This is a genomic window from Plantactinospora sp. ZYX-F-223, from assembly GCF_039649625.1.
Taxonomy (GTDB): Bacteria; Actinomycetota; Actinomycetes; order Mycobacteriales; family Micromonosporaceae; genus Plantactinospora.
In genome coordinates this window covers 109,796-126,633 of record NZ_JBDJAV010000022.1, presented here as the reverse complement: position 1 = coordinate 126,633, position 16,838 = coordinate 109,796, and the positions used below count along the sequence as shown (strand labels likewise).

Here is a 16,838-nt window from a genome sequence, read left to right as displayed (position 1 = left end):
TTACCCGGCCGGTCCGCAGGGTAGCCGCCGGCCATGCAGGTTCACCGGCTCGGGGCCCCGGACGACTTCGATCCGCTGCTGGAGCGGATCGGCTCGGCCCGGGTGGTGATGCTGGGCGAGGCGAGCCACGGCACGTACGACTACTACCGGCTGCGCGAGCAGCTGACCCGGCGGCTGATCGCCGAGTGCGGCTTCTCGTTCGTGGCGGTGGAGGGCGACTGGCCGGACTGCGACCTGGTACACCGCTCGGTGGTCGCCGCCCCGGGCGGGGACGACGACCCGCAGCGCGCGCTGGAACGGTTCGAGCGGTGGCCGACCTGGATGTGGGCCAATGCCGAGGTGGCCCGGTTCTGCCGGTGGCTCCGGGCCTGCAACCTGGACCGGCCGGACGGGCAACGGGTCGGCTTCCACGGGCTCGACGTCTACAGCCTGTGGGACTCGATGCAGGCGATCCTGGACTACCTGGGCGAGGAGGACCCGGCGTCGCTGGAGGCCGCCCAGGAGGCGTACCGGTGTTTCGAGCCGTACGGCACCCGGATCGAGGAGTACGGGCTGGCCAGCCGGTTCGTCTCGGCCCGCTGTGAGGCCGAGGTGGTGCGGCTGTTGGCGCGTACCCGGGAACGGGCCGCCGCCGACGGCGCCGACGCCTTCTCGGCCTGGCAGAACGCGGCGGTGGTGGCCGGCGCGGAGAAGTACTACCGGGCGATGGTCGGTGGCGGCCCGCAGTCCTGGAACGTCCGGGACAGCCACATGGCCGACACCCTCGACCGGCTGCTGGACCGGTACGGCCCACAGGCCCGGGCGGTGGTCTGGGCGCACAACACGCACATCGGCGACGCCCGGGCCACCGACATGGCCCAGGGCGGGATGATCAACATTGGCCAGCTCGCGCGGGAGCGGTACGGCGCCGACGACGTGGTGCTGGTCGGCTTCGGCAGCTACCAGGGCAGCGTGGTCGCCGGCACCCGGTGGGGCGCGCCGGCCGAGGTGATGACCGTGCCGGTGGCCCGGGCCGGGTCGGTGGAGGAGCGGCTGCACCACATGCTGCCCGAGCGGGCCATGCTGGTCTTCGACTCCGTCGACCGGCCGGACTGGCTGGTCGACGAGGCCGACCACCGGGCGATCGGGGTGGTCTACGACCCGTCGTTCGAGGCGTGGGGCAATTACGTGCCGACCCGGCTCGGCGACCGGTACGACGCCTTCATCTGGTGCGACCACACCACCGCGGTGCACCCGCTGCCCGCCTCGACGGCCCCCGGCGAACTGGAGACGTACCCGTCCGGGGTCTAACGGCCGAGGCCGCTGAGCAGCGGTTTCGACGTGCGCCAGCCGATTCGATCGATTCTTCCGCATGGCCCAGCGCTACCGCTGGTATAGCATTGATGCTATGGCCTGGGGTGTGGTCGAGCTGGACCGGAGGTCGAGAAGTGGTTGGAGAGCCTGCCGACCGCACTGTTCGCCCGGGCGGCGTTCTACGTCGATCTGCTGGCGGAGGACGGCCCGCTGTTGGGTGAGCCGTATACGAAGCAGCTTGACGGGAAGCTGCGTGAGTTGCGGTTTTATCTGGAGCGGCAGGCGGTGAGGATCACGTACTGGATAGCGGCCGATCGGCGGATCATCCTGCTGACGGTGTTCTACAAGACACGTATGCGCGACGAGCGGGAGATCGACCGGGCGCGCCGGGCGTTTGCCCGGTGCGTGGACGAGGCGCACCAGCTCGAGGAGGAAGGCTGAGTCATGGGCGAACGGGCGGAATGGACGGCGATGCGGGATCGGCGGATGGCCGAGCCTGGAGCTGTGGAGGCCTATGACGCGGCGCGGTTGGCGTTCGAGTTGGGCCGTGCGGTTCGGGAACTGCGTGAGCGCCGGGGGTGGAGTCAGACGCAGCTTGCCCAGGCAGCCGGGATGACCCAGTCGGCGGTCGCTCGCTTCGAGGCCGGCGGGACCGTGCCGACGTTGCCAGTGCTGGAGCGGCTGGCCGCGTCGCTGGACGTGATTCTCAAGGTCAGCTTCGAGCCACGCGACACTGCGGCGTGAGGATCCTGCTTGGCGTGTGCGAGCGATCCATCCAGCCGGCCTACCCGCCGCTGTGGGGCTCGACCTCCTCGGCGGCGCTGGTGCCGGAGCCCTCGCGGGACTCCCAGGACCAGGTCTCGTCGAGGCGGAGGCGGCCGTCGGGCAGCACGGAGATCCGGCTGACACAGTGCCCGGTGGAGGTCTGGCCGGCGGTGTTGAGCTGCACGTAGCGGAAGTCGAGGGTGTCGCCGTCCCGGGTGCCGACCAGATGGCCGGTCCGGACACTGCCGCCGGCGTACGTCGCCGAGATCTCCCCGCCGTGCTCCCGGTAGTCGAAGACGGTCGCGGCACCGACCTCGCCGCCGTCGACCTCGCCCACCGCGCGGAACCGCCGGCCGTCCAGCGACGGCAGCGCTTTCCCGGGTACGTCACCGGCGACGACCCGCTCGAAGCAGAGCTGGTTGTACGGGCTGTCGCCGTACACCGGGATCTGCCGGTAGCCGGCCGAGCGGTAGAGGGCCGCCGCCTCGGGCAGCGATCCGTGGGTGCCGAGCCGCACGGTGTGCAGGCTTCGGGTCACCGCCTGCCGTTCCAGCTCTGCGAGCAGCCGGCGGCCGAGCCCCAGGCCGCGGGCGTCGGCATGCACCCACAGGTGGCACAGTTCAGCGACACCGGGCGCGTACGTCCGGATCCCGCCGCAGCCGATCGGGAGATCATGCTCGTACGCGACCAGGAAGGCGCCGCCGGCCCCGCCGACCTCGGCCGGGTCCACCAGCGCCCGGCTGTCGTAGCCCTCGGGGAACCGGGTCGACAGTTCGGCGGCGTACTCGGTCAGGCAGTCCCGGGCGGCGGCCGAGTCGGCCTCGACGACCTTGACCGTGACGGCGGCCAGCCGGAGTAGCCGGCTGGTCCGGTGCTGGGCGGCGATCAGCTCCGCCCGTTGGGCGGCGGTGAGCGGTGCCAGCAGTTCGTGGGCGGCGGCGGTGGCACGCCGCTCCAGCTCGGCGAGTTCGGCGGTGCCGGCGGCGGTCAGCTCGGCGACCCGGACCCGGCCGTCCGTCTCGTGCGCCCGGAGGTGGACCAGGCCCTGCCCTTCCAGGGAGCGGAGTGACCGGCTCAGGTAACCGGAGTCCCAGCCGAGCCGGGTACGCAGGTCGCGGACGGGCGTGCCGGTGCCGATCTCGTAGAGCAGCCGGGCCTCACTGAGCGGCCGGTCCTGGCCGAGATAGCGGTCGGTGAGCAGCCCGATCCGCTGCGAGTAGTAGCGGTTGAAATCGCGGACCGATTGAGCCTGTTCGATCGCCGCCGCCTGTTCGATCGTCGCCGTCATTTTTCTGACTATAGTCAGAGACTTCTCGGCGGTCAGTCCTCCGGCACTCCGGTCCGGAACTCCGGCGGGTCGTGCATCAGGAAGTCCCGGTGACTGATGTTCCAGGCGTACGCGCCGGCCATGCCGAAGACGATCGTGTCGCCGGCCGCGATCCGGCCCGGTGGCGGCAGTTCGGCCGCGTCCGGCACCCGGGCCAGCACGTCCTTCGGGGTGCAGAGCTGCCCGACGATCGTCACCGGGCCGGCCCCGGTGACCGGCCGGGAAAACGGGTACCCCCATTCCGGCCGGGGCAGCACGGTGAACGGCTGGGAGTGCGACTTCGCGGCCGGGGTACGGAGCTGGTGCGTGCCGCCGGTCACCACCACGAACCACTCGGCACCGGAGCGCTTCACGTCCAGCACCCGGACCCGGTAGTGACCACAGTAGACGGTCAGTGCCCGGCCCGGCTCGATCCGCAGCGTCCGGCCGGGATGCTCGGCGAGCAGCTCGGCCAGCGCGGCGCCGTACGCCGGCCAGTCGAACCGGGCCGTCGGATCGGCGTAGTCGACCGCCATGCCGCCGCCGACGTTCACCTCGCGGGCGTCGAGTTCGGCCACCGCCCACTCCACGACCGTCCGGGCCACGGCGGCGGCACCGGATGCGGCGAGCCCGCTGCCGAGGTGGGCGTGCACGCCCCGGATCCGGATCCCGGGCAGGTCGAGCCGGGCGCAGGCCCGGGCGTCGGCCGGAGACATCCCGAACGGGCTGGGCCGGCCCCCCATCACCAGCACCGCGTCGCCGACTGGCACCGGCAGGTTGACCCGGAGCAGCACCTCGGCGACCGTGCCCCGGTGCCCGGCCAGCCGGTCGAGCCGGCGCAGCTCGGTCGGTGACTCGACGTGGAACCGGCGCACCCCGGCGGCCAGCCCGGCGGCCAGCTCCGGGTCGGTCTTGCCCGGCCCGCCGAACGCCGCCGGAGGGGTACCCGGGAACACCTCGGCCAGATGGCGCAGCTCGCCGCCGCTGGCCGCCTCGAAGCCGTCGACATGCGGCGCCAGGGTACGCAGGATTCCCGGGTCCGGGTTCGCCTTCATCGCGTACAGCAGCTCGACCCCGGCCGGCAGCGCGGCCCGGATCGCCGCCACGGAGGCGTCCAGCCCGGCCAGGTCGTACCAGTAACTCGGCCGGTCGATACCGGGCCCCAGGTTCACCGGCCCGCCTTTCGTTCGCGCTGCGGGGCTCGCAAACCCGGCTCACTCCTCGCGCTCACCAGGCACCTCCGATCGGGTTGGGGAACGGCAGGTAGCCGGCGTTCCGGTCGGCGGCCCGCTGCCAGCGGACCAGCAGGTTGGCCTTGACCGGCAGCGGTACGCCGGCCAGTAGGGCACGCAGCCGGGGCGGATCGCCGAGCCGGGCCGAGGTCTCCAGCACCACCTCGCGCAGTGCCGCCCAGAGCCGCGCCTCGACCCCGGGATGCGCGTCGGCGAGCGCTCCGGCCAGCTCCACCAGATGGTTGACGAAGAGGCAGTAGCTGACCCGGTTGAACGCCTGCTCGGGGTCGTACCCGATCTGGGCCGGCAGCCGAGCGAGCCAGTCGGCCCGGCGCTCGGTGTCGAGTTTGACGCCCTCCAGGTCGCGCAGCAGCATCCGCACCGGCCACCGGTCGGCGTCCAGCACCACCACCACGTTCTGCAGGTGGGCCTCGTGTACCACCCCGTGCCGCCACCAGAGGTCCAGCACCGCCGGGACAAGCAGCCGGACGTACGCCTCCCACCAGCCGACCGGGTCGGCCACCGCGAGCGGCGCGGCGGCCAGGGCGGCGGCGATCAGCGGCGTCTCGCCCTCGGCCAGGTGCGGGCGCAGCCCACCCCGCAGGATCACCCCGTACGTCTCGTCCAGCCCCGGCAGTTCCACCGTCCGGTACGCCGGCTCGGGCAGCAGCGCCACCCCGGCCGGCAGGGGCAGCTCGGCGAGGAGCCGGGTGAGCGCCACCGCGCCGGTCAACTCGTAGCGGGCGTTCTTGCGTACGCAGTTGGTGATCCGGACGTGCAGGCTGGTCTTGACGAACAGGTCCGCCCGGGGTGCGTAGAGGGTCCGCACGCTGGCGGTCGGGCGCAGCACCGCACCGGCCACGCCGAGGTCGCGCAGCCGGGGGTCGAGTGGCCGGGACAGCTCGAACTGCCAGGGGTGCACCGGCAGCACGGCGTGCCCGGCCGGCGCCGGGGGCGGATCGAGTACCTCGATCAGCTCGTCGAACGGTCCGTCCGAGCCGAGCAGCGCCGCCGGTACGGCGATCCAGCGCAGCCGCAGGCTGGTACGCAGCTCGGGAGCGTACGCGTTCCACGCCTCGACGTCGCCGCTGCGCCACTTCGGGGCCGGATGCCGGGGATGGCCGTGCACCAGCGACTGTTCTGAGTCCACATAGGAGTCGATTACCGGGTCGCCGGTCGGGTCCGGATCGGCGGGCGGGCGCAGCCGGAGCACCCGGTCCAGCGCGTCCCGGCTCGCCACCACCTGCCCGGCGAACTCGTCGTTGCGGACCCCGGTGCGCAGGGTCAGCTCGTCGGCGACCAGGGCGGCGAGCCCGGCCGCGTCCACCGGTGACCAGGTGCCGGCGGAGAACCGCTGCACCGGGCCCTCGTAGCGGTGCGCCCCCACCTCGGAGACCCGGGCCACCGCACAGCGCAGCAGTACGGCACTGCGCGGCAGCCGTACCACGGCGTGGCCGTCGGCCAGCGTGGTCTGCCGGTCCGGACCGGCGACCTCCCGCGCGACACAGCCGAGCAGCGTGTGCGTGCTGGCAAGGTCGGCGGTGGGCCGGGACACAGCGGCGGTCATCGACAGCTCCTTGCCGCGACGCGGCCCGCCCCCGACCCCGGTCATCGATCGGACCGCAGATAGTTGGGACCGGTACGCAGGTAGTACTTGTTGATGTCGGCACAGCCGGTGCGCTGCTTCGGTAGCAGCGTTCCAGCGGTGAGCATCGCCTTGACCGGCAGGTGGTCGGCGGTCAGGACGCGCTCGGTGAGCAGCCGCCCGGCGGCGGCCACGTCCCAGCCGACCGGACCGGGTGCGTTCGTGACGCCGTCGGCCGGGCCGGGTGGGGTCGTGCGGGGTGGGGTGCTGGTCCAGCGGTCCCGGGTGGCGAGCAGCCGGGGGCGCAGCGCCGGGCCCGGGGCCGGTACCGGTACACCCCGCTCGGCGAGGGCGCGCAGCGGCGCGGCGGCGGCGAGGTGCAGGGTGATCGTGGTGAACACGTCGGCCAGCTCGCCGGGATCCGTGACCCACATCCGCTCGTCCCGCAGGGCCGGCCCGGGGCGCCGGACCAGCCGGGCACCGTCGTTGTCCTTGTAGAGCAGCCGCAGCCCGCCGCCGGCCGATCCGGTCCGCTGCCGCCCGAGCTGGCCGGCGGCAGCCGGGCCACCACCGGCTCCGGTGCCGCCGCCCGCCCCGGGACCGGCGCCGGCGCCCGGGCCGGTGTCGTCGGGCGGGCCGGTGTCACCGGGCGGGTCGAGGACGAGGTGGATGTTCTGCTGGTGCGCCTCCAGCGCGATGCCGTGCCGCAGCCAGAGATAACCGTGCCAGTCGACCAGCAGGTCCAGATAGGACTCCAGCAGCGGGCGCGGATCCGCCCCGGCCACCCGCTGCGCGACGGTACCGCCGGCCGGGTCCTCGGCGGCCAGCGCGGCGACCGGGACCACGACCCGCCCGGCCAGCTCGGCCGGGAAGCGGCGGACCAGGAAGGACCGGGCGGGATCGCCGGCATGGCCGTAGCAGCTCTCGTCGGCGTGCAGGATCCGACCCGCGAACGCCGGCTCGGCGGCGGCGATCCGGGCCAGCAGCCGGTGCAGTTCCGCGCCGTCGACCAGGGTGCCCGGCGCGATGGTACGGATGTTCCGGGCCCCGAGCGCCGCCGTGGCCAGCGGCAGCTTCAGGTGCGTGTACGGGTCGTCGACCAGCGCCACCGTCCGGGTCGACAGGGTCGGCCGGACGAGTACCTCGGGCACGTCGGCGCGGACCGGCAGGTGGAGCCGGTCGGCGGTGACCGGATGCACCGGCAGCAGCACCGTCTCCGGCTCACCGGACGGCGGCCACCAGTCCGGCAGCGCACCGGTGAGGGTCAGTTCGGCGCGGGGCACCGGCAGCCAGCACAGCGCGAAGGTCGGGGCGTGCTCCGGGGCGTACCCGAGCAGGGCGGTGCGGTCCAGGCCGATCCGGGCCCGGCTGGTCGGATAGACCGGGTGGTCCGCCCGGGCGGCCAGTACGTCGTCGAGCAGCGCTCCGGCCATCCCGTCCGGGGTGCGGGCGCGGGTGGCGAGCAGGTCGGGGTAGACCCGGGAGCGGGTCTGCGCGGCGAGCCGGCGGGCGACGAGATCGTCCCGGCACTCGGCGCGGAACGCGGCCCACCCGGCCTCGGCCTCCGGATCGTCCACCGGGGCGAGCACGTCGAGCAGCCCGTCGAGACTCCGCACCACCCGTCCCCGGACACCGGAGCCGGTCCCGCCGTCGCGCAGCACCATCCGCTCCGGGTCCGGCTGGTCGTCGGGCGGTACGGCCGGCTCCGGCCCGTCGTCCGGCAGCACCACCAGTTCCGGCCGGGCGGTACGCAGTTCGTGCTGGAACCCGTCCGGCTCGACCGGCAGCCGCAGCCGGGCGCCGGGAATCCGGGTGAGCCACCATCGCCCGCTGCGCTGCCCGTTGCCGGCCAGGCCGAGGTGGTCCTCGCGAAGCAGTGTGTCCAGTACCCGCTGGAAGAGCTGCCGCTCGGCGGCGTCGGCGCCGGCCCCGGCCACCGCACCGCCTGCGGAGGTCCGCTGGCCCCGCCCACGGAAGCCACCGCCGGATCCGCTGCCCTTTTGCCCTCGCCGTTGCGTCGTCATGCCTCGATCTTCCAGCGGTGGGCCGCCCGGAAGTCGCGGAGCGCGTCGCGCACGGTCGCCGGATCGGGGCCGATCCCGTGCAGCGCGGCCAGATAGTCCCGGTTGGTACCGGTCAGCGGCGCGGTCACCCCGACCGTCCGCAGTGGACGCGAGCCGAGCAGGACCCCGCCCGGTCCGGTCGCGTCCACCGGGCCCGGCGCGGCGACCAGGGTCCCGGAACGGTCGGCACAGACCCACTCGACCCGGGCGTGCCGGGCCAGGCTCACCGGGTCGGGCAGGGCCGGTAGCGGATCGCCGGCGTGGATCCGGATGACCTGCGCGAAGAGCGGCAGGCCGAGCAGTTCGGCCATCACCAGGTCGACCCGGTCGCCGATCAGCCGGTAGTTGACCTCGACGAGCCGGGCCCGACCGTCGGCGACGACGAACTCGGTGTGGCAGGCGCCGAAGCCGACGCCGAGCGCGTCGAGCTGGGCGAGCACCTGGGCCAGCAGCGGCGCCGGCAGCTCGGGTGCCCAGTCGAGGGCCTCCTCGGTGAAGGTCGGCGGCGGTCCGAGGCTGGTCCGCCAGCCGCCGAGCACAGCGGTCGTGGTGCCGTCGCCGAGGGTCTCCAGCGTGTGCAGGTCACCGGCCAGGTATTCCTCGACCAGCAGGCTCTGGCCGGGCCGCCGGGCGCGGATCTCCGCGACCCGGCGACGCAGCTCGGTCACCCCGTCGACCAGATAGACGTCCTCGCTGGCCACGCCCTCGCGCGGCTTCACCACCGCTGGAAACGGCACGGTCGCGGCCCGCTCCGGGGAGTCGTCCGGGCCGAGCGCCACCGCCGCCACCCGGTCCAGTCCGGCGTCGGCGACGGTACGCCGGGTCAGCCGCTTGTCCTTGCCACGCAGCGTCGCCCGCCAGTCCTTGCCGGGCAGTCCCAGGTATTCCGCGGCGAGCGCGGTGGGGGTCTGCAGGTGGTCGCTGTTGGACAGCAGCGCGACCGGCGGCTCGCCCCGGTGCACCGCGTCGAGTACGCCCCGCACGTCGCGGACGTCCGCGCCGGCCACCTCCGCCCCGGACCGCTGGGCCGGGCTCGCCGGCCAGGCGGCAGGCTGGTCGGTCAGTACCGTCACCGGCAGCCCGAGCCGGGCGGCCGCCGGCAGGAAGCCGTCGAGTACCGAGTCGGTCGGGTTGAGCGCGGTCAGATAGAGCCGCACGGCGTTACTTCGCCGGGTCGACCTGGAAGGTCTGCGCGATGTCGTCGAGGACGAAGTGGGCACCCTGGACCGAGACGGAGGTCATCCAGAGTTCGTCCTTGACCTCGTACAGGTGCTTGGCCTGCACCCCGGCCAGCCGGGTCCACAGCGGGTTGGCCTGGAACCTCTCCTTGTAGCTCTCGCCGCCGCTGTAGGTGGTGACGAAGATGTGGTCCGCGTCGGCCAGCTCGATCTGCTCCTCGCTGATCTCGGTGGCGAAGGTCTCCTCGTTCTGCGAGGCGGGGCGCTTCAGCCCGGCGTCGGCCAGGATGATCCCGATGAACGACGCCTTCGCCATCAGCCGGGTCGGGCCGTCCACGAACCGGACCACCGAGACGGACGGGTTGTTCGCCTTGGCGTTGACCTCGTCGCCGATCTTCTTGGCCCGCGCCTCGTACGCGGTCAACTCCTGCTCGGCCTTGGTCTCCTCGCCGAGGGCCTTGCCGAGCAGGGTGATGTTGTCCTTCCAGATCGGTCCGGTGGTCTTGACGAAGACGGTCGGCGCGATCGCGGAGAGCTTGTCGTAGAGCGCCTCGTGCCGGACGGTCGCCGACACGATCAGGTCCGGCCGGAGCGAGGCGATCAGTTCGAGGTTCGGGTTGTCCAGCGGGCCGATGTCCTTGGTGTCCTTGACCGCGTCGCCGAGATAGTCCGGGAAGGTCTGCTGGTTCCGGTAGCTGGCGATCCCGCCGACCAGCGGCCGGTCGAGCAGTACGACCGCCTCCACCAGGCTGTTGTCCAGTGCCACGATCCGTTGCGGCTTCGCCTTGATCTCGGTGCTGCCCTTGTCGTGGGTGATGGTGCGCGGGAATCCGGCGTCGACCGCGGCTCCCTGACCGGTGTCGGTCCCGCCCGCCGGGTCCGAGGTGCCGCAGGCCGACAGCCCGACGGCCAGGGTCAGCCCGGTCAGGCCGGCGGCGAGCCGGAGGGCTGCCCCGGTGCCGCGCGCGAATCGACGCATGGAACTTCCTTCTTCCTGTACTAAGGTAAGGCTCGCCTACTTCGTAGTTAGGTTAGCCTTGCTCACCGCTGAATGGAAACTGCGAACCCGATCACCGCGTCGTGTCGCCCCTGGTCACCGACCCACCCGGCCTGCCGGCACCGGTACCGCCGGTCACCGGCGGCGCCCCTCGGGTACGACGATCGGCGTGCCGGCCACCGGGCAGGGAATGATCCGGCAGTCGAGGCCGAACACCTCGCGGACCAGTTCCGGGGTCACCACCTCGGTCGGCGGTCCGGCCGCGACGACCTGGCCGGCCCGCATCGCGACCAGGTGGTCGGCGTACCGGCACGCCTGGTTCAGGTCGTGCAGCACCATCACCACCGTGGTGCCGTCCCGCTGGTTCAACTCGGCGACCAACTCCAGCACGTCCACCTGGTAGGCCAGGTCCAGATAGGTGGTCGGCTCGTCCAGCAGCAGCACCCGGGTGTCCTGGGCCAGCGCCAGCGCGATCCAGACCCGCTGCCGCTGCCCGCCGGAGAGTTCGTCGAGGTTCCGGTCGGCCAGCTCAGCGGTGCCGGTGGCGGCCAGCGCCGCGTCGACGACCTGCTCGTCGGCCCGGGACCATTGCCGCCACCAGTGCTGGTGCGGGGTACGCCCCCGGGCCACCAGGTCCCGCACGGTGATCCCGTCCGGGGCGATCGGCGACTGCGGCAGCAGCGCCAACCGCTGGGCGAGTTCCCGGTTCGACAGGCTGGCGATCGGGTCCCCGCCGAGATAGACGACCCCGGCGGCCGGTGCCAGCAGCCGGGACAGCGCCCGCAGCGCCGTCGACTTCCCGCAGGCGTTCGGCCCGACCAGCGCGCTGACCTTGCCGGCCGGCAGCTCGATGTCGAGGCCCTCGGCCACGATCCGGTCGCCGTACCCCAGCCGAAGGTCGCTGCCCAGCAGCGCGGTCATTCGTCCTCCACATTATCGTCGGGCCTCGCCGGTCGCCGGCACCGGTCGAGATGTCCTGCCGTCGTGGGCCGGCGTACGCCCCGCCGGACACCGAACCTGTCTCCACCTGGACCGCGCGACGGCTGCGCTCCGGCTTCCACCCGCAGCCACCACGGACCGCAGCGGAGGTGGAGAAGGTTCATTCAGCCGGCCCGGCCGACCCGGTTCGCCCGGGCCAGCAACCACATCAGGTACGGCGCCCCGACCGCACCGGTGACGACGCCGACCGGCAGCTCGATCGGGGCGAGCACCAGCCGGGCGGCCAGGTCGGTGAGGAGTAGCAGGGCCGCACCGACGCAGCCGCTGGTCAGCAGTGGCAGGTTGGCGGTACCGGTGAGCCGCCGGGCGATCTGCGGTGCGGCGAGCGCCACGAAACCGATCGGGCCGGCCGCCGCCGTCGCCACCGCCGCCAGCACGACCGAGGCGAGCAGCAACACGATCCGGGCCCGGTCCACCGGCAGACCCAGCGCCCGTGCGGTGTCGTCGCCGTACTGGAGCAACTGGTACGGCCGGATCAGCGCCAGCACCACCGGTACGACCGCCAGCAGGGCCAGCCCCATCCACCAGGCGTGCTCGAAGCCGCGCCCGTTCAGCGAGCCGGTCAGCCAGACCATCGCCCGGGACGCCTCGTTGACGTCGGCCCGGGCCAGCAGCCAGTTCGTCAGCGCGGTGAGCGCCCCCTGCACGCCGATGCCGACGAGTACGAACCGGAACCCGGTGATGGTGCCGTCCCGGAACGCCATCCCGTAGCTGATGCTCGCCGCGACCAGCGCCCCGAGTAGCGCGCCGAACGGAACGCTGGCGTACGAGCCGGCGCCGGCCGAGGTCACCCCGCCGATCAGCACCGCGGCCACCCCGCCGGTGCTGGCCCCGGCGGTCACGCCGATCAGGTCCGGGCTGGCCAGCGGGTTGCGGGTGACCGCCTGCATCAGTGCTCCGGCCAGCCCGAACGCGCAGCCGACCAGCAGCGCGGTCAGTGCCCGGGGCAGCCGCAGCTCGCGCACGATCAGGGTGGCGTCCGCCCCGCCGGTGCCGGTGAGGGCGGCCACGACGTCACCGACCGGGATCGGGAACTCGCCGACCGAGACCGAGGCGACCAGCCCGGCGGCGGCGAGCACGACCACCAGCAGCAGCACCCCGACCACCCGGGGCCGGACGATGCCGCCGAGCCCGGCCAGTTCCCAGCCCACCCGGCCCCGTCGCCGGGCCGCCCCGACAACCGGCGGTGCGGTCGTCCCGGGCGGCGGTGCGCTCGTCTCGGGCGGCGGTGCCGGCGCGGCCCGGTCGGGGAGGCGCAGGCTCATCGGGTCTGCTCCCGGAACCGGCCGCGCTTCACCAGGACGATCAGGAACGGGGCGCCGATCATCGCGGTCACCACGCCGGCCTGCACCTCGCCGGGATGGTCGAGAAGCCGGCCCAGGGTGTCGGCGCCGAGCAGCAGCGCGGCACCGGCCAGCGCCGACCCGGGGAGCAGCCAGCGCAGGTCGGGCCCGGTGAAGGTGCGTACCAGGTGTGGCACGACCAGCCCGACGAAGGTGACCGGACCGGCGCCGGCCACCGCGGCGCCGGTCAGCAGGATCACGCCGGCCGCGCCGAGCAGCCGGGTGGTGCCGACCCGTACCCCGAGCGAGCCGGCGAGGTCGTCACCGAGGGCGAGCGCGTTCAGTCGTGGCGTGATGACCGCGACCAGCAGCAGCCCGGCCAGGACGAACGGGCTCAGTTGACCGGCCAGGCCGCCGTCCCGGCCGGCGAGCGAGCCGACCGCCCAGAACCGGTACTGGTCCAGGGTGCGGACGTCCAGCAGCACCAGCGCGTTGGTGAGGCTCATCAACAGCGCGGTGACCGCCGCGCCGGCGAGCGCGAGTTTGACCGGAGAGGCGCTGCCCCGGCTCGCCGACGCCCGGGCCGCACCGCCGACGGCGTAGACGAGGGCGCCGGCCAGGGCCGCACCGAGGAAGGCGAACCAGACGTACTGGTAGGGCGAGGTCAGTCCGAGTACCCCGATGCTGGTCGCCACCGCCAGGGCGGCTCCGGCCGAGACGCCGAGCAGTCCGGGATCGCCGAGCGGGTTGCGGGTGAGTTCCTGGGCCAGCGTGCCGGCCACCCCGAGCGCGACCCCGACCAGCAGGCCGAGCAGCGTACGCGGGAAGCGCAGTTCCGCGACGAGCAGTGCGTCTCCGCTCCGGTCACCGGTCAACGCCCGCAACGCCTCGCCCGGCGGTACGTGCTTCGCGCCGATCAGCACGCTCGCCAGGCAGGCCAGCGCGACCGCGGCGAGCAGCACCAGCACCAGGGCGGTACGCCGACCGGCCGTGGTCCGGTGCGGGGGCGGCGGCGCCTGGCCCGGTACTGCCGGGGTGCGGAGGGTTAGGGGCACCTAAGTAAGATAAGCCACGCCTAACCAGCAGCTCGGCGGGGCTGCCGGCGGCACGGCGAACCCGGGTGGTGAGTGCCCAGGGTCGAGGCACCCACCACCCGGGTCCGGGTGGGAACTCAGGGCCGGAACGCGTCCCGGGTGTCCCGCGCGGCGTCGCCCACGTGGTCACCGGCCTGCTTGACGTTCGCCTCGGTCTGCTCGGTGGCGCCCTCGGCACGGAGCCGCTCGTTGCCGGTCGCCTCGCCGGCCTTCTCCTTGGCCGCTCCGGCGACTTCCTCGATCTTGTGCCGGATCTTGTCTCCCATGCCCATCGTGTCCTCCAGTTTCTCGCCGAGGTGCTCTCCGCACCTCGCCGACCCTTGAAGTGCCCGCCGGTGCCCGGAGCGAAACGGGCCCGGGCGCAGCGGCGGCGAGGCCGGGCGGCGCGCGGGGTCCCCCCGTACCCGGGCGGTTTCGGTAGGCTGCGGGCGACCTGGGGAGGCGTCGATGTCCTGGCCGGACGGTGGTCCGTGGGTGGTTACCACGATCTCGTCGACCACGAGTTGGGCGGTGGCCACGGCCGTCCTCTGCGCGGCGTCGACGGCCCGGGCGGCGGTGCTCCGGATCGTCGATGACGGTTCCGACGTCGCGCCCACACTGCTGCGGGACAACCTCGCCAGTTATCTCGAGGTGCGCGCCGGTGCCGTCGACCCGGTAGGCGTGGACGACCTGGTCGGGCTCGTACGGGCGCTGTCGCGTACCCATGGGCTGGTCCTGGTGACCGGGGCGTCCGGTCTCGTCGTACCGCTGGGTCGCGCTGGCTGGACCCTCGCGGACCTGGCCTGGGCGCTCGGCGCTCCGGTGGTGCTCGTCGCCGACCTGGGGCCCGACGCGGCCAACCACACCACGCTGGCCCTCGACGTCCTCGACGGACGCGATCTCACCGGTACGGTGGTCGCGGTCGGCGACGGTGACGAACTCGCCGGGCTGCCGGTCGGGCTGGCCGGCCGGATTCCGGCGGACGCGGCCGACCGGCCGGAGGCGTTCCGGGCGGCGGCCCCGGGCTGGCTGGATCCGCTGCTGCACGCCAGCCGCCGCCCGACCTCGACCACCGCTCCGGCACCGTCCGAGGTCGCACCACCAGCCACGCCGCCCACCGACTCGGCCGAGCGGTCGGCTGCCGGGTCGGCGGAACGGTCGGCTGGCGGGGCTGCGTCGTCGGCCGATGGGCCGGCGGAGCCGCCGGGTGCCGGGACGGAGCCGGTTTCCGGTGCGGGGCAGGGGAGGCCGAGCCGCATCGTGGCGGAGCCGGTGGGGCACCGGCCGGCCCGGACGCCCGTCCGGCGGACGGTCAGCGGCAAGCGGGTACTGGTCGTCCTGCTGGTGGTCTTCCTCGCCTCGGTGCTGCTGCTCTGCGGCCTGACCGTCGTCGCGCCGACCGGTCCGGCGGAGGTGACCCAGCGGATCACCACGATCCGGGAGATGCCGAACGAAGCGGGGCCGACCGCCCGGCTGCCGATGCCAGTGTGGACCCCGACCCCGGCCGGGTCTCCGTTCGCCGTCGCCTGCGTCCATCCCGCCAGAAAGGTGGTCGGCACCGTGCCGGACGCGGCGACCACGGCCCGGGTCGACGCCGCCTGGCTGCGCATCGAGCGCTGGCTGGCCCGGCACGCCCCGCGCAGCCGGGCCGGCCTGCGCCCGCCAGCCGCACCGGCCCGGATCGCCGCGCTCCAGGCCCGGATGTCGGTGGCGTTCCCCGCCGACCTGGTCGCCTCGCTGCGCCGACACGACGGGGCGGACGACTTCGATCTCCCGCCCTTCTACCGGCCGCTGCGGCTCGACCAGATCGCCGCCGACTGGGCGGTGAACTGCAACGTCCGGGCCGACGTGTCGATGGACGACCACTGGTGGCACCCGTCCTTCGTACCGTTCGCGTCGGCCGGTGACGGCGGAAGCCTGCTGGTCGACCAGCGGCCTGGTCGGCACGGCCGGATCGGCGAGTTCTATCCCGAGGACGGCACCGGTTTCGACGGCTGGCCAGCCTCGGTCGGTGAGCTGCTGGCCGGAGTGGCCAAGTCGCTGGAGACCGGCGAGCCGTACTCCGGGCGGTACCGCCCGACCGTCGACGCCGAGGGCCGGCTCGACTGGACGGTCGGATAGCGGCTGACGGCGGGACGCCGCCGGATCAGTGACGGGTCGGGGCGGAGCCGGCCGGTTGCGGGGCGGCGGTCAACCGGTGCCGAGCGACCAGTTCGACGGTTCCGGCGATGGCGATCGCCTCCACGGCGAGCAACGCGACGAGGATGAGCAGTTGGGTCGCGCCGGCCTGCACCGGGCTAGCACCGCCGAGCAGTACGCCGACGAACGCGCCGGGCAGCGTGACGAGTCCGACCGTACGGGTCTGGTCGAGAGCTGGCACCAGGGCCTGACCGGCTGACGTCCGGCAGACCTCCATCGCGGCGTCCCGATCGGAGAAACCGAGGGCGAGCCCCGCCTCGTACTCGCCGTGCCGGGTGTGCAACTCGTCCAGGGCGCGCCGGCCGGCCAGGCTGGTCGCGGTCATCGCACCGCCGATCAGGATCCCGGCCGTGGGGAGTACGGCCAGCGGCGTCGGCGGTACGGCGCCGGTGCTGACGAGCAGGGTCAGCGCCGGGGCGACGCCGAGCCCGATCGGGAGCAGGGTGATCCAGCCGGTACGTCCACCGGTCACCCGGCGGGCGGAGGTGCCGGCCGCGACCACGTACATCACGACGACGAAGAGCAGCGTCGACCACCAGGAGCGGAGGACCAGGATGATGATCGCGGAGACCGCCGCGAGCTGGATCGCGGCCCGGCCGGAGGCGGTCAGTACCGCCCGACCCGGGCCGAGCCTTGCCCAGCCGACGACCCCGGCGCCGAGCAGTGCCAGCGCCGCCAGGACGACGAAGAAGGCCGGCCCGAGGGTGATCGAGGTCTGATCCATGACCCGGATTGTGGCCGCCGCGACGACGGGCCGCATCCGGGCGGGCGCCAGCCGGGCCCGGCCGGTGACGCCGACCGGCCGACGTCGCTGCTGGCGGCCCCGCTATGCCTGATGACCGGCGGGTATGCCTGCTACAGGTCG

The 16,838-nt window shown here is 73.7% G+C and carries 15 protein-coding genes; 4 read left to right on the top strand and 11 right to left on the bottom strand.

From position 1 onward, the window contains the following. Nucleotides 1-33: 33 nt before the first annotated feature. The 3 genes from AAH979_RS22785 (at nt 34) to AAH979_RS22775 (ending at nt 2,037) form a co-directional block, all read left to right on the top strand. Nucleotides 34-1,290 (top strand): erythromycin esterase family protein, encoded by a 1,257-nt coding sequence (locus AAH979_RS22785; RefSeq protein WP_346260136.1) that lies wholly within the window; start codon nt 34-36, stop codon nt 1,288-1,290. A 141-nt stretch (nt 1,291-1,431) separates the two neighbouring features. Further along, nucleotides 1,432-1,734 (top strand): type II toxin-antitoxin system RelE/ParE family toxin, encoded by a 303-nt coding sequence (locus AAH979_RS22780; RefSeq protein ID WP_346260135.1) that lies wholly within the window; start codon nt 1,432-1,434, stop codon nt 1,732-1,734. A 3-nt stretch (nt 1,735-1,737) separates the two neighbouring features. Then, the gene (locus AAH979_RS22775) at nt 1,738-2,037 is read left to right on the top strand and encodes a helix-turn-helix transcriptional regulator (RefSeq protein WP_346260134.1); all 300 of its coding nucleotides are present in this window, start codon (nt 1,738-1,740) and stop codon (nt 2,035-2,037) included. Between the two features lie 40 nt (nt 2,038-2,077). On the opposite strand, the gene AAH979_RS22770 is transcribed toward AAH979_RS22775, so the two are convergent. From AAH979_RS22770 to AAH979_RS22725, 10 genes are all read right to left on the bottom strand, one after another. Further along, entirely contained in the window at nt 2,078-3,346 is a 1,269-nt protein-coding gene (locus AAH979_RS22770; RefSeq protein WP_346260133.1) for a MarR family winged helix-turn-helix transcriptional regulator, read from the bottom strand. 32 nt (nt 3,347-3,378) lie between these two features. Then, a complete protein-coding gene (locus AAH979_RS22765; RefSeq protein ID WP_346260175.1) occupies nt 3,379-4,518 on the bottom strand; it encodes an alanine racemase in 1,140 nt (379 codons plus the stop codon). A 73-nt stretch (nt 4,519-4,591) separates the two neighbouring features. Continuing rightward, nucleotides 4,592-6,163, bottom strand: coding sequence for an IucA/IucC family protein (locus AAH979_RS22760; protein ID WP_346260132.1), 1,572 nt, complete (start codon nt 6,161-6,163; stop codon nt 4,592-4,594). Between the two features lie 41 nt (nt 6,164-6,204). Next, nucleotides 6,205-8,205, bottom strand: coding sequence for an IucA/IucC family siderophore biosynthesis protein (locus AAH979_RS22755; RefSeq protein ID WP_346260131.1), 2,001 nt, complete (start codon nt 8,203-8,205; stop codon nt 6,205-6,207). Beyond that, nucleotides 8,202-9,401 carry a siderophore biosynthesis protein gene (locus tag AAH979_RS22750; RefSeq protein ID WP_346260130.1) on the bottom strand — a complete coding sequence of 400 codons (1,200 nt, stop codon included), beginning with the start codon at nt 9,399-9,401 and terminating at the stop codon, nt 8,202-8,204. The genes AAH979_RS22755 and AAH979_RS22750 overlap by 4 nt, the downstream gene beginning before the upstream one ends. Before the next feature lie 4 nt (nt 9,402-9,405). Further along, entirely contained in the window at nt 9,406-10,401 is a 996-nt protein-coding gene (locus tag AAH979_RS22745) for an iron-siderophore ABC transporter substrate-binding protein (RefSeq protein ID WP_346260129.1), read from the bottom strand. 153 nt (nt 10,402-10,554) lie between these two features. Then, nucleotides 10,555-11,340 carry an ABC transporter ATP-binding protein gene (locus tag AAH979_RS22740; protein ID WP_346260128.1) on the bottom strand — a complete coding sequence of 262 codons (786 nt, stop codon included), beginning with the start codon at nt 11,338-11,340 and terminating at the stop codon, nt 10,555-10,557. A gap of 182 nt (nt 11,341-11,522) precedes the next feature. Next, nucleotides 11,523-12,683 carry an iron chelate uptake ABC transporter family permease subunit gene (locus AAH979_RS22735; protein WP_346260127.1) on the bottom strand — a complete coding sequence of 387 codons (1,161 nt, stop codon included), beginning with the start codon at nt 12,681-12,683 and terminating at the stop codon, nt 11,523-11,525. Then, the gene (locus AAH979_RS22730; RefSeq protein WP_346260126.1) at nt 12,680-13,756 is read right to left on the bottom strand and encodes an iron ABC transporter permease; all 1,077 of its coding nucleotides are present in this window, start codon (nt 13,754-13,756) and stop codon (nt 12,680-12,682) included. The genes AAH979_RS22735 and AAH979_RS22730 overlap by 4 nt, the downstream gene beginning before the upstream one ends. A gap of 116 nt (nt 13,757-13,872) precedes the next feature. Further along, the gene (locus tag AAH979_RS22725) at nt 13,873-14,067 is read right to left on the bottom strand and encodes a CsbD family protein (RefSeq protein WP_318401968.1); all 195 of its coding nucleotides are present in this window, start codon (nt 14,065-14,067) and stop codon (nt 13,873-13,875) included. Nucleotides 14,068-14,242: 175 nt separating this feature from the next. On the opposite strand from AAH979_RS22725, the gene AAH979_RS22720 reads away from it, so the two are divergent. Further along, on the top strand, nt 14,243-15,895 hold the full coding sequence (locus tag AAH979_RS22720; RefSeq protein ID WP_346260125.1) for an SMI1/KNR4 family protein: 1,653 nt from the start codon (nt 14,243-14,245) through the stop codon (nt 15,893-15,895). A 25-nt stretch (nt 15,896-15,920) separates the two neighbouring features. On the opposite strand, the gene AAH979_RS22715 is transcribed toward AAH979_RS22720, so the two are convergent. Continuing rightward, on the bottom strand, nt 15,921-16,697 hold the full coding sequence (locus AAH979_RS22715) for an ABC transporter permease (RefSeq protein ID WP_346260124.1): 777 nt from the start codon (nt 16,695-16,697) through the stop codon (nt 15,921-15,923). Between the last annotated feature and the right edge of the window lie 141 nt (nt 16,698-16,838).